The sequence below is a fragment of the Brevundimonas sp. EU05-FHT14B11 genome, from assembly GCF_058790835.1.
In genome coordinates, this window is sequence record NZ_JBYTCY010000001.1 from 942,783 (window position 1) to 964,847 (window position 22,065).

Consider the following 22,065-nt stretch of genomic DNA (forward strand, 5'->3'; position numbering starts at 1 on the left):
TTTTCATCCGCACCGTCCGCACTCTTCGCACTGCAGTTTTTCGCCCGGATTCGCGCGTCAGGGGCATACGGCCCATCATCGCGCCTTCCACCCGTTTGATTCGGGCCGAGACGCCATGACGACGACCACCGCCCGCCGCTCCATCGATCCGCTGCTGATCGTGATGGCGCTCGGCTTCGTGGTGGCCGTGGGCGCCCTGGCCTATCCGGCCTTCCGCGCCGATCCGATGAGCGCGCCGGGCCTGATGCTGATCTTCACCGTCGGCGCCGTGGCCCTGATCGGCCTGTTCACCTACGCCCGGGGCGAGGCGAAGAAGCCGACGGGCGACACCACCGTCGAACTGCTCGACGCCATGGCCGAGCCCGCCGCCCTGGTCTGGGCCACCGGCCAGGTGCTGGCCTTCAACGGCGCCTGGGCCGAGGCCGGAGGCGCCACCGCCGCCCTGCCGCCCGCCCGCTCGGGCGGCAAGTCCGCCTCCGCCCTCTACATGGCCTTCGCCCAGGCCCGCGCCGGGGAGCAGGGCCGCGCCATCGTGCCGGTCGGCGACCGCGAGCTCGAGGTCCTGATCGGCATGGCCGGGGAGGGGCGGTTCCTGATCCGCGCCGCGCCCGAGGCCGTCCTGCCCGTCTCCGCCCCGGCCATGGACCGTCCCGCCGCCGCCGCCAACGGTCCGGGCGGTCGCGCCATGGCCGCCGGCGCGCCCTTCGGCTCAGCCCTGCTTCAGGCCGAGGACCTGTTCGCGGGCAAGGTCGAGGAGGCCAACGCCGCCCTCGCCCTGCTCACGGGCCCCGCCGCCGCCCGCGACGCCGCCTTCGGGCATCTGTTCGAGCCCACCGGGGTGATCGAGGCCAAGGCCAAGCTGTCCGGCGGCTCGTCCGGCCCGATCGAGCTGGTCGCCCGCGCCCACCCTGACCGCATGCTTCACCTCTATGTCGCGCCCGAGAACGGCAAATGCCGCGTCTGGCTGTTCGACGTCTCGGCTCAGAAGTCGATGGAGCTGCAGCTCTCCCAGGCCCAGAAGATGCAGGCCGTGGGCCAGCTGGCCGGCGGCGTGGCCCACGACTTCAACAACCTGCTGACCGCCATCCAGATGCAGCTGTCCGAGCTGCTGGAGCGTCACCCGGTCGGCGACCCCTCCTATGACGGCCTGAACCAGATCCGCCAGACGGGCATCCGCGCCGCCGACCTGGTGCGCAAACTGCTGGCCTTCTCGCGCAAGTCCACGGTCCGCCGCGAGCGCCTGGATCTGGGCGAACTGGTCGGCGAGTTCGCCGTCCTGCTGCGCCGCCTGCTGCGCGAGGACGTGCGGCTGGAAACCGACTACGGCCGCGACCTGCCGGTGGTCCTGGCCGACAAGAGCCAGCTGGAGACCGCGGTCATGAACCTGGCCGTCAACGCCCGCGACGCCATGCGCGGCGTGGTCGAGCCGGGCGCGGGCGTCGTCACCATCAGGACCCGCCGCCTCAGCCGCGACGAGGCCCGCCAGATGGGCTGGGCCGCCGCCGAGACCGAGGCCGTCGCCCTGATCGAGGTGTCCGACACCGGCCCTGGCGTGCCGCCGGAGCTCCTCGACAAGATCTTCGAGCCCTTCTTCACCACCAAGGCGGTGAACGAGGGCACGGGCATGGGCCTGGCCACCGTCTACGGCATCGTCGAACAGGCGGGCGGCCATATCAACGTCGCCAACGTGGACGGCGCCGGCGCCGCCTTCCGCATCTTCCTGCCCGAGGCCGCGGAGGCCGAGCTGGCCGAGGTGCCGCAGGTCGAGATCAAGGTGAAGACCCCCCGCGACCTCTCGGGCGCCGGCCGCATCCTGTTCGTCGAGGACGAGGCCGCCGTGCGCGGCATCGCCGCCCGCCTGCTGCGCCAGCGCGGCTATGAGGTGATCGAGGCCGAGGACGGCGAACAGGCGCTGGAGCTGGCCGAGGAATGGGCGGGCCAGATCGACATGATGATCTCCGACGTCATCATGCCCGGCCTCGACGGCCCGTCCCTGCTGAAGAAGGCCCGTCCCTTCCTCGGCGACGCGCCGGTCATGTTTATCTCCGGCTATGCCGAGAGCGACTTCTCCGACCTGCTGCAGGACGAGGTCGGCGTCTCCTTCCTGCCCAAGCCGCTGGACATCAAGACCCTGGCGGAACGGGTGAAGCAGGAACTCCACGCGGGCTGAACTATCGTTCACTTGTCAGCCGTTCCCGCCCGCGCCACCGTCCGCCCCCGATAGTCTGAGGGGAATCCGCATGAAGCTCGCCATCGCCGGTCTGGCCGCCATCTCGCTCGGCCTCGTCGCCGCTCCGGCCTGGGCCCAGACGGCGCCCCCGGTGCGCTACGACCTCAGCTTCGAGAACGCGGTCCACCACGAGGCGCGGATCACCGTCACCTATCGCGACGTCGGCCGCGCCCCGGTGCGCTTCGAGATGTCCCGCTCCTCGCCCGGCCGCTATGCGCTGCATGAGTTCGCCAAGAACGTCTATTCGGTCTCCGCCGTCGACGGCGCGGGCCGCCCGCTGACCGTCGAGCGCACCGATCCCTACGGCTGGACCGTCGGCGGCCACGACGGAACGGTCAGCGTCACCTACACCCTCTACGGCGACCGGGCCGACGGCACCTACGCCCAGATCGACGCCGCCCACGCCCACCTGAACATGCCCGCTGCGCTGATGTGGGCGCGCGGCTTCGACGACCGGCCGGTGGAGCTGACCTTCCACTCGCCCAACCCCGCCTGGCGCGTCGCCACCCAGCTGGCCCCCACCGCCAACCCGGCCGTCTTCACCGCGCCGAACCTCCAGTACCTGATGGACAGCCCGACCGAGCTCAGCGACCACATGGTCCGCGAGTGGCAGGTCGACGACGCGGGCGTGCCCCGCACCATCCGCATCGCCCTCCACCACCCGGGCACGGCCGAGCAGGCCGACATCTTCGCCGGGCGCGCCCGCAAGGTCGTGGACCAGCTGATCGCCGTCTTCGGCGACGTGCCGGACTTCGATTACGGGACCTACACCTTCCTCGCCGACTACCTGCCCCAGGTCAGCGGCGACGGCATGGAGCACCGCAACTCCACCGTCATCAGCGGCTCGCGCTCCCTGGCCGACGCCGACTACGGCCAGATCGGCACCCTGAGCCACGAGTTCTTCCATGCGTGGAACGTCGAGCGGCTGCGGCCCGCCGAGCTGGAGCCCTTCGACTTCACCCGCGCCAACGCCACCCCGTCGCTGTGGTTCGCCGAGGGCTTCACCAACTACTACGGCCCGCTGGCCATCCGCCGCGCCGGCCTCTCGACCGTCGACCGCTTCCTGGCCGAGATCGGCGGGCAGGCGAACGTCATCGTCAACACCCCGGCCCGGGGCTACGGCTCGCCGCAGGAGATGAGCCTGCGCGCGCCGTTCGTGGACGCCGCCGCCTCCATCGACCCGACCAACCCGAACATCTTCACCTCGTACTATACCTACGGCGCCGCCCTGGCCCTGACGCTGGACCTGACCCTGCGCCAGCGGTTCGACGGCCTGACGCTGGACGACTACATGCGTCAGATGTGGCGCACCCACGGCCGGACCGAGAAGGCCTATACGCCCGACGACCTGCGCGCCGGCCTGGCCGAAGTGACCGGCGATCCGGCCTTCGCCCAGGCCTTCTTCAACGCCAGCATCCAGCGCAGCGAGATGCCTGACCTGGCGCCGCTGCTGGCGCAGGCGGGCGTGGTCATGAAGCCGCGCAACCCGACGGGCGCCTGGGCCGGCCCGGCGCGGCTGCAGGTCGCCGACACGGTGGTGCGACTGGCCGGGGCCACGGCGCCGAACACGCCGCTGTATCTGGCCGGGCTGGACGGCGGCGACGAGATCGTCCGCCTCGGCGACACGGCCATCGACAGCCAGGCCAACTGGGACGACGCCCTGAAGGCGCTGAAGCCCGGCGACACGGTCGCGATCACCTACATCCAGCGCGGCGCCGAGCGCACCGCCCAGCTGCGGCTGGGGACCGACCCGGCCTTCGAGCTGGTGCGCATCGAGACGACGGGCGGCGCGGCCACTCCGGCGCAGCTGGCCTTCCGGAACGCCTGGCTCGGCCAGGAGGCCGCGGCCGCCCAGCCCTGAGCCGCCGCGCACGCGGGCTTGCCAGCGGAGGTCAGGCAGCGTTCAGTGCCGGGCTACGCATATCCATGACCCTGGGGAGTCCCTCATGCTCGATCGTCGCCGTTTCCTTCTGACCACCGCCGCGGGCGCCGGTCTGGCCGCCACCACGGGCGGGGCGGTCTTCGCCCAGGCGGCAAACGGCGCCGATGCGGCGCTGACGACGGTGATGGACGGGATCACCCGCGACCACCTGCTCAGCTCGCCGGAACTGCTGACCATGCTGGGGATGGACAAGGGGCCCGGCGCGGCCATGAAGTCCCGGCTCGATGACCGCTCGCTGGCCAAGCAGGCGGCGGACAAGACCAAATTCCTGGCGTCCATGACCGCCCTGAAAGGGATCGACCGCGAGGCCCTGTCCCCGCGCTTCAAGGTCTATCACGACACGGTCGAATTCTTCGGCGAGACGGCCGTCCAGGGCTACGACTTCCCCTACGGCGGCGGCCTGTTCCCGTCGCCCTATACGGTCAGCCAGCTGGGCGGCGCCTACCAGAGCACGCCGGACTTCCTGGACAGCCAGCACTCCATCGAGACCGCCGAGGACGCCGAGGCCTATCTCTCGCGTCTGTCGGCGCTGGCCACCGTCTTCGACCAGGAGACCGAGCGGGTGAAGGCCGAGTTCGCGGCCGGGGCCGTGCCGCCCGACTTCGTGATCCAGCGCGCCACCGGCCAGATGCAGACGATCCTCGGCGCCGATCCGGCCGGGCTGACGCTGGTCACCTCCGTGGCCCGCCGCGCGGCCGAGAAGGGCCTGCCGGGCGCCTGGGGCGAGCGCGCCCTGGCCATCGTCAACGGCTCGGTCCTGCCCGCCCTGGCGCGCCAGCGCGACACCCTCGCCGCCGGCCTGCCGACGGCCTCGCACGACGCCGGTTGCTGGCGCCTGCCGGACGGCGACGCCTATTACAATTACGGCCTGAAATTCTACACGACCTCCTCCCTGACCGGGCAGGAGATCCACGACATGGGTCTGCAGCAGGTGGCCGAGCTGAGCGCGCGGGCCGACGTCCTGCTGCGCGCGCAGGGGCTGACCCAGGGCACGGTGGGCGAGCGCATCGCCTCGATCGCCTCGCATGTGCCGGGCCAGGTCTATCCCAACACCGACGCCGCCAAGGAACAGCTGCTGGCTGATCTGAACGCGCAGATGTCGACGGTCATGGCGCGGATGCCCGAGTATTTCGGCCGCCTGCCCAACGCGGCCTGCGACATCCGCCGCGTGCCCAAGGAGATCGAGGTCGGCGCGCCGGGCGGCTATTACCAGTCGCCGTCGCTGGATGGCTCGCGGCCGGGCGCCTACTACATCAACCTGCGCGACACGGCCGAGTGGCCGAAATTCACCCTGCCGACCCTGACCTATCACGAGGCGGTGCCGGGCCATCACTTCCAGATCGCCCTGCAGCAGGAGAAGACCGAGACGCCGCTGCTGCTCAAGGTGCTCGGCTTCTCGGCCTATACCGAAGGCTGGGGCCTTTACGCCGAGCAGCTGGCCGACGAGATCGGCATGTACGAGAACGACCCGTGGGGCCGGATCGGCTCCATCCAGTCGCTCATGTTCCGGGCGGCGCGCCTCGTCGTGGATTCGGGCCTGCACTACAAGCGCTGGAGCCGCGAGCAGGGCATCCGCTACATGGTCGAGACCCTGGGCGACCAGGAAAGCTCGATCACCACCGAGGTCGAGCGCTACGCCGTCTGGCCGGGCCAGGCCTCCAGCTACAAGGTCGGCCACACCACTTGGGTGCGTCTGCGCGAGCAGGCCAAGGCCACGCTCGGCGACCGCTTCGACATCAAGGGCTTCCACGACACCGGCCTGGACGCCGGCGGGGTGCCGCTGACGGTGCTGGAACGGGTGATCGGCGACTGGGTCGCCAGCCGTCGGGGCTGAGGAACGCCGGATGATCGATCGCCGCCGCCTGCTCCTGACCGCCGCCGCCGGAGCCGGGCTCGCCGCCTCCGGGGCGGCCCTCGCCGCGCCCCGTGACGCCGACGCCGAACTGGACGCCCTGCTGCAGTCCTGGTTCGACCAGGACATCGACGAGTCGCCTGAGAGCGCCACCAACCTGGGCCTCGACCGCGGCGCGCGGGCGGGCCTGGCGTCCAAGCTCAGCGACCAGAGCGAAGGCGCCTGGCGGGACGAGCGGGCGCAGGCGGTGGAGCGCTGGCGCGTGTTCCGCGCCTTCGGCGGGACGGACGGCCTGTCCGAAGCGGGCAAGGTCAACCACGCCGTCGCCGCCTTCCGGACAGAGACGGCCGCTGTGGGCGCGGGCTTCGACTACGGCTCCACCATGGGCGGCGGGCGGATGGGCCCCTATGTCGTCAACCAGCTGACCGGCGCCTACTTCACCGTGCCGGACTTCCTGGACAGCCAGCACCGGGTCGAGGATGCGGCCGGCGCCGACGCCTTCCTGTCGCGCCTGTCGGCCTTCGCCCCCTCGGTGGATGCGGAGACGCAGCGAATCCGCGCCGATGCGGGCAAGGGCGTCGTCCCGCCCGACTTCATCATCGACCTGACCACCGGCCAACTGCGCGCGCTGTCGGGGCAGGCGGCCCCCGACATGGCCATGGTCCGCTCGCTGGAGCGCAAGGCCTCGGCCCTGGGCCTCAACGGCTACGGCGACCGCGCCGCCCGCCTGGTCGAGACCGAGGTGAAGCCGGCCCTGGCGCGCCAGATTGCCGCCTTCGAGGCCCTGCGTCCCACCGCCGTCCACGACGCGGGCGTAACCCGCCGCCTGCCCGACGGCGAGGCCTTCTACGCCCACGCCCTGAAGCACTGGACCACCACCACCCTGACCGCCGACCAAATCCACGCCATCGGCCTGGAACAGGTGGCCGAGATCAGCGCCGGCATCGACGCCATCCTGAAGGCCCAGGGCCTGACCCAGGGAACCGTCGGCCAGCGCATCGACGCCCTGAACAAGGACCCGGCCCAGCTGTGGGGCGAGACCGACGCGGACAAGGTGGCGCTGATCGCCTCGCTGAACCGGCAGGTGCAGGCGCTGCAGCCGCTTCTGCCGCGCGTCTTTGGACGCCTTCCCCGCGCCGCCGTGGAGGTCCGCCGCGTGCCCCCGGCGATCGAGGCGGGCGCGCCGGGCGGCTATTATCAGGGGCCGCCGCTCGACGGCTCGCGGCCGGGCGCCTATTACATCAACCTGCGCGAGACGAAGAACTGGCCCAAGTTCTCCCTGCCGACCCTGACCTATCACGAGGCCTCGCCGGGCCATCACCTGCAGGTCGCCCTGCAGCGCGAGACCGACAGCCTGCCCCAGTACCGCCGCGCCAACGGCTTCTCGGCCTATAACGAGGGCTGGGCCCTGTACGCCGAGGCGGTCGCCGCGGACGATCTGGATGTCTACGCCGAGGACCCGCTGGGCCGGGTCGGCTTCCTGATGTCCTACCTGTTCCGCGCCGTCCGCCTGGTGGTCGACACGGGCATGCACGCCAAGGGCTGGAGCCGCGAACAGGCCGTCGACTACATGGTCGCCTCGGGCGCCAAGCCTGTCGGCGCGGCCAACAGCGAGATCAACCGCTACGCCTCGATGCCGGGCCAGGCCTGCGCCTACAAGATCGGCCACACCGTCATCGCCCGCCTGCGGGCGGAGGAGGCGGCCAAGCCCGGCTTCGACCTGCGCGCCTTCCACGACAAGGTGCTGGTCAACGGCTCGGTTCCGCTGGCCGTGCTGGAAGGCCTGATCCGGGGCTGAGGCCTAGGGACGGGGCGCGGCCGCCTTCTTCGCGGTGCGCGCCTCCTGCCCGACCCGGGCCGCGGCCACCGCCGGGTCGGCCTCGGCCTGGGCCATGAGCCAGTCGCGGAAGCGCTTGATCTTGGGCGAGCGCCGCCGCCCCTCGGGCCAGACCAGATAGTAGCCGGTGTGGAAGGCCACCATCTCCTGGAAGGGCCGGACCAGGACCCCGGTCTCGATCTCGCGCGCGAACAGGATCGGCGAGGCCAGGGCCACGCCCTGTCCGCCCAGCGCCGCCGCGACCTCCAGCACCTGATAGTCGGCCGTCAGCTTGGTCGCCGGGCGCACGCCGTCGTCCAGCCCCGCCGCCGCGAACCAGGCGGCCCATTCCTTCTCCATGCCGATGCGCGGGGCGTTCAGCAGGTCGCAGGGGTCCTTCAGGTTCAGCTTCTGCGCCATCGCCGGACCGCATACGGGGGTGAAGACGCTGGGCATCAGCATCTGGCTTTCCATGCCCGGCCAGTCGCCGTGCCCGGACCGGATGCCGACGTCGAAGCCCTCGCGCGCGAGGTCCAGCAGGGCGGGATTGGTGTCCATCCGCACCGCCAGTCCGGGGTTGGCCAGCTGGAAGGCCCCCAGCCGCGGGGCCAGCCACTGGGTCGCCAGCGTGGCCAGGGTGGTGATCGACAGGATGTGCTCGTCCGCCTCGGTCAGGTCGCTGATCGCGCGGCGCAGCAGGCTCATGGCCTCGGTGGCGGCGCGCGACAGCCGGTCGCCGGCTTCCGTCGGCTGCACCTCGCGCGGCAGGCGGCGGAACAGGCTCTGGCCCAGCCGGCCCTCCAGCGCCTTGATCTGCCAGCTGACCGCGGCCTGGGTCATGCCCAGCTCCTCGGCGGCGCGCGTGAAGCTCTTCAGCCGCGCGGCCGCCTCGAACACGCGGATCGAGGCCAGGGGAATGCCGGAAAGAGGGTCGGCCATAAGCGAACCTTATGTGGGGGTCGCACAATCTGGTTTGTCCGCTTCCCGTGTCAAGCCGATATTGCCGCCTATCACCCACGCCGACCAGAGGAGGCCGAGATGGAAGAGATGCACCACACGCATAAGGAGCCCGCATGGGGCTGGGTTGCGGTCCTGGAAGAGTGGCGGCGTAGCCGCACGCGCCGCATCGTGCGCGCCCAGGCCGGTTCGCCCGCCGCCACCCGGCGCTGATTTCCCCCCGATCCGGTACGCTGCCGGGGCGCCTCCGCACCCCGTTCCTACCGTCGGCCCTTGCCTCCTCCAAGGGCCGTGGCCCGAACTCCGGACCCCACCCAATCCCGGAGTTCGGGCTGATTCAATTCGGCGGCACGACCAGGCCGTCGGCCTCGCGCAGCCGGTTGTGGATCGCGGTCGCGGCCACGGCGGCCTCGGCGCTCGCCACGGCGATCTGGTTCAGACCGCGCACCACGTCCCCGGCGGCGTAGAGGCCGGGCGTGCCGGTCTGCTGATGGGCGTCGACGAACAGGCGCCCGTCATCGCCGGTGCGCGCGCCGACCCCTTCGGCCAGCGCCGCGTTCGGCGAGGTCCCCAAGGCCGAATAGACCAGATCGAAGCTGCGGAACGTCCCGCCCCAGCTCAGGGCCGTCACCCGGTCGCCTTCCAGGCGGACATTGTCGATCGGCGCACAGACCAGCTCGATGCCCAGCCGCGTCAGCGCGTCCCGGCAGGTCAGGTCCTCAGGGGCGCCCACATGGATCAGCGCCACCCGTTCCGAATAGGTGCGCAGGAAGGCGGCTTCGCGCGCCCCCCGGTCGTCCGTCCCGATCACCGCCACAGCCCGGTCGATGGCCTCATAGCCGTCGCAGATCGGGCAGATGCGCACCAGCGAGCGTTCGATGGCCCGCTCCACGCCGGGCAGGTCGGGATGATGGTCGGTGACGCCGGCGGCCAGGAGCACGGCCCGCACCCGGAGGGTCCGCCCGTTCAGTCGGGCTGCGAAGCCGTCGCCGTCCCGCGCCAGCGTCTCGACGCGGCCCGCCTCGATCTCGGCTCCATATTCGGTCGCCTGCTCGGTCATGCGCCGCAGGATGGCGTCGCCGGTGATCCCCTGCGGAAAGCCGGGCATGTTGTGGCTGACCGGAATCCAGCAGGCGCGCGACGCGCCCCCGTCGGCCACCAGCACCCGTCGGCGGAACCGCGCCAGATAGGTGGCGGCGGTCAGTCCGGCGGGGCCGGCTCCGACGACGAGCACCTCGGGGTCCGTCATCTCCGTGAACGCCACACGGTCGGCCAGAGGTCGGAGTTCATGCCCCAGCAATCCCCCATGCTGCGTTCCTCGGACAGGGCGAAGCCCTGCGCGGTCCACGTCCAGGTGGTGATGGTCCCGCAGTCGCCCAGGCCCCGTCCGCGCGGGAAGACCGTCAGGGTCTGGCGCCGGGGATCGTAGATCGGATTGACCAGCCACGGCCCCTCGCCGCCGATATCGCCCTCGGTGCGCGGGGTGTGTTCGGGCAGGACCGCGGGCCGGACCCCGGAGCCGTCCGGACGGGCCAGGTAGAAGACATAGGTCGCGTTATAGGCTCCGCTGCCGCACGGGACGCCCCACAGCACCGTCGATGCGTCCAACCGCGCCGCCAGCACGGCCTTGTTCAGATATTCGTTGTTCTCCGCCCGGCAGGCCTTCACCGTCTTCAGCGCCTCGATCCCCGCCGGGACCGCCGGGGCGCGGGCCTCGTCCTCCATCGGATTTGCCGCGCCCTCGAAGCCGGCCTGCGAGACCGGCGGCGCGGGGACCACGCGGGGCAGGGCGGGGGCGGACGGGACCATCGCGTCCGGACGGTCCCCACGCCGGATCAGGGCGGTCGCCGTGTCCAGCCGTCCCTGACGTTCGTCGATCCACAGCAGGGCGGCCTTCAGGCCCGAGGCGGGGACCGCGCCCTTCTGCCCGCCGCCCTCCATCGTCAGGGCCTGGGCGTCCGCCGCCGCGATGAGCGCGGTCGCCGGGGAGCCGGCCAGCCCGTCCGCGCAATAAAGGCCGTCGGTTCCCTGCATGCGCAGCAGCGGACGGCCGTCCGCCGAAAGGGTGACGGGGTTGGGCGTGTCGTCCTGTCCGGTGAAGCCCAGGCCGAAGCCGACGCACGGACCGTCCGTGGACGCGCCGGCGGACCGGGTGATCCGAATCCAGCTGGTGGCGTCCGAGCCGCTGTAGGCCATGCACTGGTTGCCGTTGTCGCAGACGGCGCGCCAGTCGCGGAACGTCCGCGTCTCGCTGGGCATCGCCGCCGCGGCCGTGGCGGCCGGGTCCGGCGCCGTCGCGGGCGCCGGGGCCTGCGGCGCCCCGCCGGTTTGCGCCGGCTCGTCCCGCCCGCAGGCGGTCAGGCTGACGGCGGCCAGGGCCGTCACGATCAAGGCTCGCATCCTGTCTCTCCCCACAAGGTCGGTTTCGATCGCCATCCCGACCGTCGCCATATCCGCATTCCTAGTCAGCGGGCGTCCGGCGCATCGGTTCCGCATCATGCGAGGGCGTTTTTCGGGCCGGGGTGAACGGCGGTAATCTGTGTCGCGGCGCCCCGGGCTTTGCGCCCCGCCGCGCGGCGGCTATACCCCCGGCCAACCCATCCTATCTCCCAAGGCAAAGGCAGCACGCGCATGGCCAAGATCAAGGTCGCCAATCCCATCGTGGACATCGACGGCGACGAGATGACCCGGATCATCTGGCAGATGATCAAGGACAAGCTGGTCTTCCCCTACCTCGACCTCGAGCTGGACTACTACGACCTGGGCATGGAGCACCGCGACGCCACCGACGACCAGGTGACGATCGACGCGGCCCACGCGATCCAGAAGCACGGCGTCGGCGTGAAGTGCGCCACCATCACCCCGGACGAGGCCCGGGTGAAGGAGTTCGGCCTGAAGAAGATGTGGAAGTCGCCGAACGGCACCATCCGCAACATCCTGGGCGGCGTCGTCTTCCGCGAGCCGATCATCTGCTCGAACGTGCCGCGCCTGGTGCCGGGCTGGACCCAGCCCATCGTCGTCGGCCGTCACGCCTTCGGCGACCAGTACAAGGCCACCGACTTCCTGATGCCGGGACCGGGCGTCCTGACCATCAAGTTCGTCGGCGACGACGGCCAGGTGATCGAGCATGAGGTCTTCAAGTCGCCGGGCGCCGGCGTGGCCATGGGCATGTACAACCTGGACGACTCGATCCGCGACTTCGCCCACGCCTCGTTCAGCTACGGCCTGAACCGCAACTATCCGGTCTATCTGTCGACCAAGAACACGATCCTGAAAGCCTACGACGGCCGCTTCAAGGACATCTTCCAGGAGGTGTTCGACGCCGAGTACGCCGACAAGTTCAAGGCCGCCGGCCTGACCTATGAGCACCGCCTGATCGACGACATGGTGGCCGCGGCCATCAAGTGGTCGGGCGGCTTCGTCTGGGCGTGCAAGAACTACGACGGCGACGTGCAGTCGGACGTCGTGGCGCAGGGCTTCGGCTCGCTGGGTCTGATGACCTCGGTCCTGATGACGCCGGACGGCCGCGTGATGGAAACGGAAGCCGCCCACGGCACCGTGACCCGCCACTACCGCCAGCACCAGAAGGGCGAGGCCACCTCGACCAACTCGATCGCCTCGATCTTCGCCTGGACCCGCGGCTTCAAGCACCGCGCCAAGCTGGACGACAACGCCGAACTGGCCAGGTTCGCCGAGACCCTGGAAACCGTCGTCGTCGACACCGTCGAGGCCGGCTTCATGACCAAGGACCTGGCGCTGCTGGTCGGCGATCAGCAGGGCTGGCTGTCGACCGAAGGCTTCCTCGACAAGGTCGCCGAGAACCTCGACAAGGCCATGGCTTCCTAAGAAGGGGGCTATCCTCGGCTCGCGAAGCCTCGCGGCTTGAGCGCGAGCCCTGCGCGAAGCGCCAGGCCGCGTCGGGTCGGGAGGTCCCGCAGGGCCGACGACCGCGGCCCAGAAACAAAGGCCCGCCGGATTCGCGTCCGGCGGGCCTTTCGTTTGAGCGGGCCGCGGGTTCGTGCATTGATAACGGCGTTGACGGAGGGCGGACGTGAAACTCATCGGCAGACTCATCCTGGCGGCGATCGTGATCGCGGCGATCAGCTTCTTCGCCGCGCCGGGGGTGGCCTTCTTCGCCATCCGGTCGGCGGCGGACGCCAATGACGCGGCGGCCCTGTCGCGGCTGATCGACTACACCGCCGTGCGTCAGTCGCTGCGGCCCCAGCTGAACGGCAACCCGGCCGCCCAGGCCCCGGCGGCGTCCTTCCTCGAAGACCCCATCGGCGCCGTCCGCCGCCAGTTCGAGCAGGCCGCGCCCGCGCTGGGTCCGCAGCCGGACATCTATCTGACCCCCGCCGCCGTCGCCGCCCTGACCCGGGGCGAAGGCCGCTACGCCGCCCAGCGCACCGCGCCCGCGCCGGAGGGCGAACGCCAGGACCTGTTCCCGGAGCCGGTCTTCTGGGGCGTCAACCGCGCCCGCATGGCGGTCACGGACGAGGGAGGCTCCAAGACGATCTTCACCTTCGAGCGCAAGGGGCCGTTCGAGTGGCGGCTGGTGCATATCGCCCTGCCTGACGGGGCCGTCCCGACGGTCCGTTCGCTGCGGACCACCCCGCCGCTGCTGGAGGAAGTCCCGGCCGGCAAGAGCGGCAAGACCGGCGGCTGATACCGGTCCCACTGGCGCGCCGCCTCGACTCGGGCAACCGTGAAGGTGGGAAGGCGTTACGACGCCAGAGGGATGACATGACCAAGAGACTGCTGACCGGCGCCGTGCTGGCGGCGGTGGCGTTGTTCGCCGCCGCCTGGGCCGCGGCGCCCATCTTCGCCGGGCAGGCGCTGATCCGCGCGGCCAAGGCTGGAGACGCCCGCACGCTGGAGCGGCTGGTCGATTTCCCGGCCCTGCGCGCCAGTATGAAGGATGAGCTCAACAAGGAGCTGGTGGCGCGCATGGGCCGTGACCCGCGCGTGGTCGAAAGCGGCCTGGGCGGGCTGGGCATGATGCTGGCGCCGATGATCCTGTCGGGCGCGATCGACACCGCCGTCACGCCCGAGGTGCTGGCGCAGATGGTCACCACGGCCGAGGCGCCGGATCCCAGCCGTCGCGCACCGTCGGACCCCGCGGACAGGAAGAGCGACAAGGACATCCATCAGGCCTGGGGCTACCGCGACCTGAACCATTTCGCCGTGACCCTGACCGACCGCGACCATCCGGATCAGCACCTGGCCCTGATCCTGGAACGCCGCGGTTTGTTCAGTTGGAAGCTGGCCGCCGTGGACCTGCAGAACGAGGCGTGAGTAGGAAGGAGGATCGTCCCGTTCGGAGTCCTCCCATGTCCCGCCGCCCGTCCTTCCTGGTCGTCTATTCCGCCATCGCCACCACCATCCTGGGCGCCTTCGTGGTCACCGAGGCCGTCAGCGGGCCCGAGCGCACCGCCTTCGAGGAGATCGACGTCAAGCGGATCAACATCCGCGAGGACGACGGCACCCTGCGGATGACCATCTCCAACACCGCCCGTTTCCCGGGACTGATCATCCGCGGGCAGGAGCATCCGCACCCGAACCGCACCACCGCGGGCATGCTGTTCTTCAATGACGAGGGCACCGAAAACGGCGGGCTGATCTTCGGCGGTGCGCGCAAGGCCGACGGGTCGGTCGAGGGATACGGCCACCTGAGCTTCGACCAGTTCGAGCAGGACCAGGTCGTCGCCCTGAACCAGATCGAGGAGGGCGGCGAGCGCACGGCCGGGCTGACGATCTCGGACCGGCCGGACCAGTCGATCGAGGTCGCCACAACCCGGCTGCAGGGCCTGACGGGGGACGCCCGGACGGCCGAGCTGGCGCGCCTGAGGGCCGAGGGCGCGTTTGGAAACCAGCGCGCCTACTTCGGCAAGGACGCGGAGCGGGCCTCGAAGATGGAGCTGCGCGACGCCCAGGGGCGCACGCGGCTGCGCCTGCACGTGGCGGCCGATGGCCAGGCCTCGATCCAGTTCCTGGACGAGGCCGGCCGGGTGACGCGCACCGTCACGCCCGAGAGCTAGCCTTAGGCCTGCAGTGCGGCCCGGATCGCGGCCAGGCCGTCCTCGGCCTTGCCGCCTTCGGGGGCGCCGCCCTGGGCGAAGTCGGGCTTGCCGCCCGCGCCCTGACCGCCCATCGCCAGCACCGCCGCGCGGGCGAGATCCGCCGCGTTGACCGTGCCGGTGATGTCCGAGGTCACGGCGACGGTGATCGCCGCCTTGCCCTCGGTCACGCCGATCAGGGCGACGACGCCCGAACCGACCTGTTTGCGGAAGTCCTCGGCCACGCCGCGCAGACCCTTGCCGTCCACGCCGTCCAGCACGCGGGCGATCAGCTTGACGCCGTTGATCTCCTCCGGCGCGGCGTTGGCCGACGCCCCGCCGCCGCCCAGGGCCAGTTGCTTCTTCAGCTCGGCGACCTGCTTCTCCAGCGCCTTGACCGAACCGCTCAGGGCCTCGACCCGCGCGGGCACGTCGCCCGTCTGGACCTTGAAGCTCTGGGCCAGACCCTTGGCCACGCCGGCCTGGGCCAGCAGGTACTGACGCGCGGCCTCGCCGGTCAGGGCCTCGATGCGGCGCACGCCGGCGGCGATGCCGGTTTCCTGCACCACCTTGAACAGGGCGATGTCGCCGGTGCGGGCCACGTGGGTGCCGCCGCACAGCTCGACCGAATAGGGGGCGTTGTCGCCGGTCAGCGACCGGCCGAGCGTCAGCACCCGGACCTCGTCGCCGTACTTCTCGCCGAACAGGGCGATGGCCCCGGCCTCGATCGCCGCCTCGGGAGCCATCAGCTTCGTCTCCGTCGGGACGTTCTGGCGGATCACGGCGTTGACCTCGGTCTCGATGGCCGACAGCTCGGCCTCGGTCAGCGGGGCGTTGTGGCTGAAGTCGAAGCGCGCGCGCTCGGCGTCGACCAGCTGGCCCTTCTGCGCCACCGCCGGGCCGAGGATGTTCTTCAGCGCCGTGTGCAGCAGGTGGGCGGCCGAGTGGTTGGCGCGCGTGGTGCGGCGCTTCTCGGCGTCGACCAGCTGGGTCGCGCGGGTTCCGATCTCCAGCTTGCCCGCCGTGACCTGGACCGACAGCACGTGCAGGTCGCCCGCGTGCTTCTTGACGTCGATGACCTCGGCCTCGCCGCCCGGCCACTCGAACGTGCCGTGGTCGCCCGCCTGGCCGCCGCTCTCGGCGTAGAAGGGGGTGGTGTCGAACAGGACCTCGACGATGTCGCCGGCCTCGGCCGACTCGACCGGCGCGCCGCCGCTCATGATGGCCAGGACCTCGCCCGAACCCTCGATGGCGTCATAGCCGGTGAAGACGGTCGGCCCCAAACGGTCGCGGATGGTCAGCCATTCGCCGGCGTTGGCGGTCTGGCCCGAACCCTTCCAGTGCTCGCGCGAACGCTGGCGCTGCTCGGCCATGGCGGCCTCGAAGCCGTCGACATTGACCGAATAGCCGCGCCGGCGGGCCTCGTCCTGGGTCAGGTCCAGCGGGAAGCCGTAGGTGTCGGACAGGGTGAAGGCCGTCTGGCCATCCAGCATGTCGCCGGGCCGGAAGCCCTGCACCGCCGTGTCGAACAGGGCCATGCCCTTGGACAGGGTCGTGCGGAAGCGGACCTCTTCCTGCTTCAGCGTGTCCTCGATAAAGGGCTGGGCGCGTTTCAGCTCGGGATAGGCTTCGCCCATCTCGCTGACCAGCGTCGGCACCAGACGGTGCATCAGGGGGTCGCTCGCGCCCAGCAGGTGGGCGTGGCGCATGGCGCGGCGCATGATGCGGCGCAGGACATAGCCCCGGCCCTCGTTCGAGGGCGTCACGCCGTCGGCGATCAGGAAGGACGACGAGCGCAGGTGGTCGGCGATGACCCGGTGGCTGGACGCCCGCTCACCCTCGGACCGGGTCGAGGTGGCCTCTTCCGAGGCGGCGATCAGGGTCTTGAACAGGTCGGTGTCGAACACCGAGTTGACGCCCTGCAGCACCGAGGAGATCCGCTCCAGGCCCATGCCGGTGTCGACCGAGGGCTTGGGCAGCTGGCGAACGATCTGGTCGTTCTCCTTCTCGAACTGCATGAAGACGTTGTTCCAGATCTCCACATAGCGGTCGCCGTCCTCGTCCGGCGAACCGGGAGGGCCGCCGGGGACGTGGTCGCCGTAGTCCCAGAAGATCTCGGTGCACGGACCGCAGGGACCGTTATCGCCCATGGCCCAGAAATTGTCCGAGCCGGCGATGCGGATGATCTTGTCGTCGCTGAAGCCGGTGACCTTCTTCCAGATGTCGAAGGCCTCGTCGTCGTCGATGTAGACGGTGACCAGCAGGCGCTTGGGGTCCAGGCCGAAGTCCTTGGTGACCAACTGCCAGGCGCGGTCGATCGCATGTTCCTTGAAGTAGTCGCCGAACGAGAAATTGCCGAGCATCTCGAAGAAGGTGAGGTGCCGGGCGGTGTAGCCGACGTTGTCCAGGTCGTTGTGCTTGCCGCCCGCGCGGACGCATTTCTGCGAGCTGGTGGCGCGCGGCCAGGGCGGGGTCGCGGCGCCCGTGAAGTAGTCCTTGAACGGCACCATGCCCGCGTTGACGAACATCAGCGTCGGGTCGTTCTGCGGCACCAGCGGAGCCGAATGGACCTTCTCGTGGCCGTCGGCCGCGAAGTAGTCGAGGAAGGTCGAGCGAATCTGTTTCAGGCTGGTCATGGGACGCGCATTCGAGAAGGGGGATCGGGCGTCATATAGGGGTTTTGGCCCCTTTGCATCACCCGGGCGTGATGTCGGAGCCGGGGTGGCGGGACGGGCGCGGTCGAAGCGGGCTCGCGAGAGCGCCGACGCGGATTCGCCTTACACACGAACTTGTCATTTAGGGTTGTGCGACTGGCGCCGCTTACTACCCCCGCGCCGGAGGGGCGCGTGTGAAGGAGGGTATCATGTCGATCAAGATGCTTGGCGCCGCCGTGGCGGGCCTGACCCTGTCGATGTCGCTCGGAGCGGCGGCGCCGGCGCCCGCGGCGTCGGTCCAGCAGTACTACCCCGGGCCGGGGATCTACTGCTTCAGCGGCCATAGCGATTGTTTCCCGATCGCCTATTCCTATGAGGTCTATTCGGACGCGGAGCACACCAACCTGATCGGCAGCGGGTCCGACAGCTGCGTCCAGTCGGGCCAGATGATCTTCGTCACCTCGCCGTGGCTGCCGGCCGGCTACGAGGTGAAGACCCCGATGTACGTCTGTTCGGGCTTCGGCCCCTACCTGCCGCCGGAGTGGTAGGCGGAAGCGTCCGTCTGGAGAAGGAAGCGGGGCGGTCCGGAAGGGCCGCCCCGTTCTGCGTCAGCGCTCCGCGCGCAGCAGGCGGGCGGCGGTGAAGGCCAGGGCCAGGCCGAACAGGCCGTGGGCCAGGAGGCCCAGCCCGATCATCTCGGCGGGCGGCGCGCCGCGCGGCGGTGCGGCCGACAGGGGGACGACGATGGCGTTCATCACCCCGTAGACGACCACGCCGAAGCCCAGGCCGGACAGGATGGGACGGCGCAGGACCGCGGGCGCCTGGCCGGCGGCGAGGATGAAGATGACGCCCCAGATGACGGCGAGGGCGAAGTGGGCGGCCAGGCCGATCGCCGCCGCGCCCCATCCGCCCTGGAAGGCCGCGGGACCCAGCAGTCCGGAAGCCACCGACTGCAGGATCTTCTCCGGCGAGGCAGGGCGGTAGATGACGAAGGCGGTCAGAATGTCGGCCGCGCCCCCGGCGAGGCCGGCGACGAAGGCGGCGCGCGCGCCGGAACCCGTTTTGATCATGTGAAGTCCTCCCGGCGCCGACGATCACCCCCTCCGGTCCATCCGGCAATCCCGTCGTCGTTCTCTCATGGACGTCCGCCTCGGCGCGGCGCCCGATCCGCCGTCGAAGGGGGAGGCCCGGACGAAAAAAGGCCGCCCGACCCGGCGGGGGTCGAGCGGCCGCTCCGTCCGGCCCGGCCCGGCGGGGTCGGATGGCGGGTCGGCGAACCCGGCCGGAGAAGTGTCGTGTCTGGAGTGGAAGGGGGCGAAGCGGCCCCCTACGCCATCCTTCGCCGTCGGCTCAGGATGGTCCCCCTCCCCCGATGGGGGAGGATAATCAGCCCTCGAGGTCCTGGCCCTCGTCCGGCTCGGGCGTGCCCAGAAGTTCGTCGGCGATCTTGTTGGTCGAGGCGCGCACGGCCTTCTCGATCGAGTCGGCGACATCCGGATTGGCCTTGAGGAAGGCGCGCACATTCTCGCGGCCCTGGCCGATGCGCTGGCTGTCGTAGGAGAACCAGCTGCCCGACTTCTCGACGACGCCGGCCTTCACGCCCAGGTCGATGATCTCGCCCAGCTTGGATATGCCTTCGCCGTACATGATGTCGAAGATGACCTCGCGGAACGGCGGGGCGACCTTGTTCTTGACCACCTTCACGCGGGTGGTGTTGCCGACGACTTCGTCGCGATCCTTGATCGCGCCGGTGCGGCGGATGTCGAGACGGACCGAGGCGTAGAATTTCAGCGCATTGCCGCCGGTCGTGGTTTCCGGCGAGCCGTACATGACGCCGATCTTGTGGCGGATCTGGTTGATGAACAGGACGATGCACTGCGACTTGTTGATCGAGGCGGTCAGCTTGCGCAGGGCCTGGCTCATCAGACGGGCCTGCAGGCCGGGCAGGCTGTCGCCCATCTCGCCCTCGATTTCGGCGCGCGGCGTCAGGGCGGCGACGGAGTCGACCACCACGATGTCCACGGCGCCCGAGCGCACCAGGGTGTCCACGATCTCCAGCGCCTGCTCGCCCGTGTCGGGCTGCGAGACCAGCAGGTCGTCCAGGTTCACGCCCAGCTTCTGGGCGTAGCCGGGGTCGAGCGCATGTTCGGCGTCGACGAAGGCGGCCACGCCGCCGGCCTTCTGGATTTCCGCCACGGTGTGCAGGGCCAGGGTCGTCTTGCCCGAGCTTTCGGGACCGAACACCTCGATGACCCGGCCGCGCGGCAGGCCGCCGATGCCGAGCGCCATGTCGAGGCCCAGCGATCCGGTCGAGACGCTGGCGATCTCGGCGACGACGCCGCCCTTGCCCAGCTTCATCACCGAGCCCTTGCCGAAGGCGCGATCGATCTGCGCGATCGCGGCCTCAAGGGCGCGTTGCTTGTCGCCGTCTTCCTTGCCCACCAATTTCAAAGCCGCCTGTGACACTGCCTTCGTCTCCCTTGCCATGATTCCCATCTGGTTTCGGGAGAGACCCGCCATGGACCCGCCCCCTCGTTGTGTGAGGCGGACTATGTGCATGGTTTGTTCTAGTTCACAAGATGTTCTCTTTCTGTCCCTGTCCAGTTCTGGTTCCATGCGTCCAAATTTGACGTATGGGGTCAGCTGGTCTGCGACGACGCCTGCGGATCGCGGCCCATCGGCTCGGCGACCTGGGCATAGGCCGACAGGCCCGCGCCGAGGATCAGCACGCCCAGCGCGACCATCAGCAACGGCCGCTCGGCCGCTAGCTCGGGGCTGAACGGCCGAACCAGCATCAGGCCCAGCAAACCGAGCAGGGCCAGCACTCCGGGCAGGTCCATGCCGATGCCGAGGAAGACCGGGTGGGCCATGCCGATCAGCCAGGCCCCGCCCAGGACGGCGGCGACCGCGACGGCGGCCAGCGACTTCGGCCGGGTCAGGCCCGGATCGAGCGCGGCGGCCGCGACCGCCGCCAGCCCGGCCAGCAGGGCCGGCCACAGGAACAGGAAGGCCGTCTCGGGCGCCGCCGCCTGGGCGCCCGCCGCGAACACGAGGACCAGGGCGATCAGCCCGGTCCAGCCGCCCCAGACGCTGCGCGCGGCCAGGCCCGGCGCAAGCGACAGGCCGATGGCCGCGCCGCCCGCCACGAGGATCAGCGGATTGAACCCGCCCAGGACCTGGGTCAGGAGGGTCAACGCCGTGAGAGCGCCGGCGGTCACGCGACGGTCGGCCCGCGTCCGGCCGCCCAGCACCGCCAGCATCAGGGCCAGCACCGCCAGAGCCGCGCCCGCCTCCAGCCAGGGCAGCCGGGCCAGCAGGGTGTAGTAGGCCTCCGCGCTCTCGGCCCGCTCCGACAGAGGTCCGCCGGCCAGCCGCACCGCATGGGTCAGCACCAGTCCGCTGCTCAGGAACCACAGGCCGTCGATCATGCCGCGCCCGACGTCGGCGAAGGTCAGGCCCGCGCGGCGCCGGGCCAGCGCGGCGGCGGCGGCCAGCAGAGCGGCGGCGATGGCCCACAGCCCCCATCCGATCACCGGCGGATAGTGGACCACGAACCGGCCGAAGAGGTCGGCGTAGACGGCGTTGGCGGTGGCGGCGGGCAGGACGGGCGCGCGCACCAGGGCGTCGGCCGTCTCCAGCGCCTGGGCGCCGATGTGCTGCACGCTGCCCTGATCCAGGGTTTCCGGGGTTGAGGCGGGCGCGTGGTACTGCTCCGGCCGGCCGATGAAGGCGAAATTCACCCCCTGCACGCCGCGCGCCTTGGGCACGGTGAAGTCGGTGCCGTTGGGCATGGTCTCATAGACGAAGACGGCCAGGGAGTTGGAGGTCACCCCGCCCGTGGCCTTGACCGCCGCCTGGCCGAACAGGGCGATGGTCTGGGCGTTGCCGCGTCCGGTCTCGAACATCATGGCCCGGCCGCCGCCGCCGCGCGCCTCCAGATTGACCACGGCGCCGATGTGGTCGCGCAGGGGGTGGCCGCCCCAGAACACGCGCGCGCCGTCCAGATCCAGCTCCTCGCCGTCGGTGAACAGGACCACCAGCGTCCGCTCCGCCGGGCCCCGCGCGCGGATCGCCCGCACCGTCTCCAGCACCGCCGCCAGACCCGTGGTGTCGTCCGCCGCTCCCGGGGAGTGCGGAACGGTGTCGTAGTGGGCCATCAGGGCCACGGCGGGCAGACCGGGGTTCCGTCCCGGCAGCACGCCGATCAGGTTGGTCGCGCTGAAATCGGCCGCCGCCGGATCGCCGCCCTGCTGGCTCAGCCGACGCGCCGAGCCCGGCGAGATCGGTCCGGTCTGGGTCGAGGTCTGCAGGCCCAGCGCGCCCATCCGCTGCAGCAGGTAGGCCTGCACCCGCGCATGGTCCGGCGAGCCGATGGGGTGGGGACGCTGGGCGATCTGGCGCACATCGGCCATGGCCCGTCCGGCGGAGAAGGTTGTCGCTGGGGCGTCCGCCGCGACGGGACGCGGGACCTGCAGGGTCAGCACCCCGATGGCCAGCGCCAGCGCCAGCGATCCGATCAGCCAGAACAGACGCATGTCGACATTCCCCCGAAGACCGA

At 70.7% G+C, this 22,065-nt stretch carries 17 protein-coding genes; 10 read left to right on the forward strand and 7 right to left on the reverse strand.

Going from position 1 to position 22,065, the window contains the following annotated elements:
- Positions 1-115 precede the first annotated feature (115 nt).
- The 4 genes from cckA (at position 116) to AC3WRV_RS04700 (ending at position 7,822) form a co-directional block, all read left to right on the forward strand.
- Positions 116-2,170 (forward strand): cell cycle histidine kinase CckA, encoded by a 2,055-nt coding sequence (gene cckA, locus AC3WRV_RS04685; protein ID WP_492312336.1) that lies wholly within the window; start codon positions 116-118, stop codon positions 2,168-2,170.
- 70 nt (positions 2,171-2,240) lie between these two features.
- The gene (locus AC3WRV_RS04690; protein WP_492312337.1) at positions 2,241-4,091 is read left to right on the forward strand and encodes a M61 family metallopeptidase; all 1,851 of its coding nucleotides are present in this window, start codon (positions 2,241-2,243) and stop codon (positions 4,089-4,091) included.
- A gap of 85 nt (positions 4,092-4,176) precedes the next feature.
- A complete protein-coding gene (locus AC3WRV_RS04695) occupies positions 4,177-6,006 on the forward strand; it encodes a DUF885 domain-containing protein (RefSeq protein ID WP_291832226.1) in 1,830 nt (609 codons plus the stop codon).
- Between the two features lie 10 nt (positions 6,007-6,016).
- On the forward strand, positions 6,017-7,822 hold the full coding sequence (locus tag AC3WRV_RS04700; protein WP_492312338.1) for a DUF885 domain-containing protein: 1,806 nt from the start codon (positions 6,017-6,019) through the stop codon (positions 7,820-7,822).
- 3 nt (positions 7,823-7,825) lie between these two features.
- Here AC3WRV_RS04700 and AC3WRV_RS04705 read toward each other — a convergent pair whose 3' ends face one another.
- A complete protein-coding gene (locus AC3WRV_RS04705; protein ID WP_291832224.1) occupies positions 7,826-8,779 on the reverse strand; it encodes a LysR substrate-binding domain-containing protein in 954 nt (317 codons plus the stop codon).
- Between the two features lie 108 nt (positions 8,780-8,887).
- Here AC3WRV_RS04705 and AC3WRV_RS04710 point away from each other — a divergent pair, with 108 nt between their 5' ends.
- Positions 8,888-9,010, forward strand: coding sequence for a hypothetical protein (locus AC3WRV_RS04710; RefSeq protein WP_291832223.1), 123 nt, complete (start codon positions 8,888-8,890; stop codon positions 9,008-9,010).
- 124 nt (positions 9,011-9,134) lie between these two features.
- On the opposite strand, the gene AC3WRV_RS04715 is transcribed toward AC3WRV_RS04710, so the two are convergent.
- Together AC3WRV_RS04715 and AC3WRV_RS04720 are read right to left on the reverse strand one after the other, a co-directional pair.
- Positions 9,135-10,046 (reverse strand): NAD(P)/FAD-dependent oxidoreductase, encoded by a 912-nt coding sequence (locus AC3WRV_RS04715; RefSeq protein WP_492312339.1) that lies wholly within the window; start codon positions 10,044-10,046, stop codon positions 9,135-9,137.
- Entirely contained in the window at positions 10,043-11,197 is a 1,155-nt protein-coding gene (locus tag AC3WRV_RS04720) for a DUF1176 domain-containing protein (RefSeq protein WP_492312340.1), read from the reverse strand. The genes AC3WRV_RS04715 and AC3WRV_RS04720 overlap by 4 nt, the downstream gene beginning before the upstream one ends.
- Positions 11,198-11,428: 231 nt before the next feature.
- Between AC3WRV_RS04720 and AC3WRV_RS04725 the strand changes: the two genes are divergently transcribed.
- The 4 genes from AC3WRV_RS04725 (at position 11,429) to AC3WRV_RS04740 (ending at position 14,835) form a co-directional block, all read left to right on the forward strand.
- Positions 11,429-12,643 (forward strand): NADP-dependent isocitrate dehydrogenase, encoded by a 1,215-nt coding sequence (locus AC3WRV_RS04725; RefSeq protein ID WP_492312341.1) that lies wholly within the window; start codon positions 11,429-11,431, stop codon positions 12,641-12,643.
- Positions 12,644-12,848: 205 nt separating this feature from the next.
- Positions 12,849-13,463, forward strand: a complete 615-nt coding sequence (locus AC3WRV_RS04730; RefSeq protein WP_291839699.1) for a DUF2939 domain-containing protein — start codon at positions 12,849-12,851, stop codon at positions 13,461-13,463.
- A 77-nt stretch (positions 13,464-13,540) separates the two neighbouring features.
- On the forward strand, positions 13,541-14,092 hold the full coding sequence (locus tag AC3WRV_RS04735) for a DUF2939 domain-containing protein (protein ID WP_492312342.1): 552 nt from the start codon (positions 13,541-13,543) through the stop codon (positions 14,090-14,092).
- A 35-nt stretch (positions 14,093-14,127) separates the two neighbouring features.
- Positions 14,128-14,835, forward strand: a complete 708-nt coding sequence (locus tag AC3WRV_RS04740) for a hypothetical protein (protein ID WP_291839693.1) — start codon at positions 14,128-14,130, stop codon at positions 14,833-14,835.
- 2 nt (positions 14,836-14,837) lie between these two features.
- Here the strand turns inward: AC3WRV_RS04740 and alaS are convergent, their stop codons facing one another.
- A complete protein-coding gene (gene alaS / locus AC3WRV_RS04745; protein ID WP_492312343.1) occupies positions 14,838-17,489 on the reverse strand; it encodes an alanine--tRNA ligase in 2,652 nt (883 codons plus the stop codon).
- 227 nt (positions 17,490-17,716) lie between these two features.
- Here alaS and AC3WRV_RS04750 point away from each other — a divergent pair, with 227 nt between their 5' ends.
- Complete coding sequence (locus AC3WRV_RS04750; RefSeq protein ID WP_291838410.1) at positions 17,717-18,055, forward strand: hypothetical protein; 339 nt, start codon at positions 17,717-17,719, stop codon at positions 18,053-18,055.
- A 60-nt stretch (positions 18,056-18,115) separates the two neighbouring features.
- Here AC3WRV_RS04750 and AC3WRV_RS04755 read toward each other — a convergent pair whose 3' ends face one another.
- The 3 genes from AC3WRV_RS04755 to AC3WRV_RS04765 all read right to left on the reverse strand — a co-directional run bounded on the left by AC3WRV_RS04755 (position 18,116) and on the right by AC3WRV_RS04765 (position 22,042).
- Positions 18,116-18,577 carry a hypothetical protein gene (locus AC3WRV_RS04755; protein WP_492312344.1) on the reverse strand — a complete coding sequence of 154 codons (462 nt, stop codon included), beginning with the start codon at positions 18,575-18,577 and terminating at the stop codon, positions 18,116-18,118.
- A gap of 316 nt (positions 18,578-18,893) precedes the next feature.
- The gene (gene recA, locus AC3WRV_RS04760) at positions 18,894-19,994 is read right to left on the reverse strand and encodes a recombinase RecA (protein WP_291838405.1); all 1,101 of its coding nucleotides are present in this window, start codon (positions 19,992-19,994) and stop codon (positions 18,894-18,896) included.
- A gap of 152 nt (positions 19,995-20,146) precedes the next feature.
- On the reverse strand, positions 20,147-22,042 hold the full coding sequence (locus tag AC3WRV_RS04765; protein WP_492312345.1) for a M20/M25/M40 family metallo-hydrolase: 1,896 nt from the start codon (positions 22,040-22,042) through the stop codon (positions 20,147-20,149).
- Positions 22,043-22,065 lie beyond the last annotated feature (23 nt).

What these genes read in the sequence shown, in the direction of transcription:
- cckA (WP_492312336.1), top strand. Translation starts at nt 116, where the DNA reads ATGACGACGACCACCGCCCGCCGCTCCATCGATCCGCTGCTGATCGTG.
- AC3WRV_RS04690 (WP_492312337.1), top strand. Translation starts at nt 2,241, where the DNA reads ATGAAGCTCGCCATCGCCGGTCTGGCCGCCATCTCGCTCGGCCTCGTC.
- AC3WRV_RS04695 (WP_291832226.1), top strand. Translation starts at nt 4,177, where the DNA reads ATGCTCGATCGTCGCCGTTTCCTTCTGACCACCGCCGCGGGCGCCGGT.
- AC3WRV_RS04700 (WP_492312338.1), top strand. Translation starts at nt 6,017, where the DNA reads ATGATCGATCGCCGCCGCCTGCTCCTGACCGCCGCCGCCGGAGCCGGG.
- AC3WRV_RS04705 (WP_291832224.1), bottom strand. Translation starts at nt 8,779, where the DNA reads ATGGCCGACCCTCTTTCCGGCATTCCCCTGGCCTCGATCCGCGTGTTC.
- AC3WRV_RS04710 (WP_291832223.1), top strand. Translation starts at nt 8,888, where the DNA reads ATGCACCACACGCATAAGGAGCCCGCATGGGGCTGGGTTGCGGTCCTG.
- AC3WRV_RS04715 (WP_492312339.1), bottom strand. Translation starts at nt 10,046, where the DNA reads ATGACGGACCCCGAGGTGCTCGTCGTCGGAGCCGGCCCCGCCGGACTG.
- AC3WRV_RS04720 (WP_492312340.1), bottom strand. Translation starts at nt 11,197, where the DNA reads ATGCGAGCCTTGATCGTGACGGCCCTGGCCGCCGTCAGCCTGACCGCC.
- AC3WRV_RS04725 (WP_492312341.1), top strand. Translation starts at nt 11,429, where the DNA reads ATGGCCAAGATCAAGGTCGCCAATCCCATCGTGGACATCGACGGCGAC.
- AC3WRV_RS04735 (WP_492312342.1), top strand. Translation starts at nt 13,541, where the DNA reads ATGACCAAGAGACTGCTGACCGGCGCCGTGCTGGCGGCGGTGGCGTTG.
- AC3WRV_RS04740 (WP_291839693.1), top strand. Translation starts at nt 14,128, where the DNA reads ATGTCCCGCCGCCCGTCCTTCCTGGTCGTCTATTCCGCCATCGCCACC.
- alaS (WP_492312343.1), bottom strand. Translation starts at nt 17,489, where the DNA reads ATGACCAGCCTGAAACAGATTCGCTCGACCTTCCTCGACTACTTCGCG.
- AC3WRV_RS04750 (WP_291838410.1), top strand. Translation starts at nt 17,717, where the DNA reads ATGTCGATCAAGATGCTTGGCGCCGCCGTGGCGGGCCTGACCCTGTCG.
- AC3WRV_RS04755 (WP_492312344.1), bottom strand. Translation starts at nt 18,577, where the DNA reads ATGATCAAAACGGGTTCCGGCGCGCGCGCCGCCTTCGTCGCCGGCCTC.
- recA (WP_291838405.1), bottom strand. Translation starts at nt 19,994, where the DNA reads ATGGCAAGGGAGACGAAGGCAGTGTCACAGGCGGCTTTGAAATTGGTG.
- AC3WRV_RS04765 (WP_492312345.1), bottom strand. Translation starts at nt 22,042, where the DNA reads ATGCGTCTGTTCTGGCTGATCGGATCGCTGGCGCTGGCGCTGGCCATC.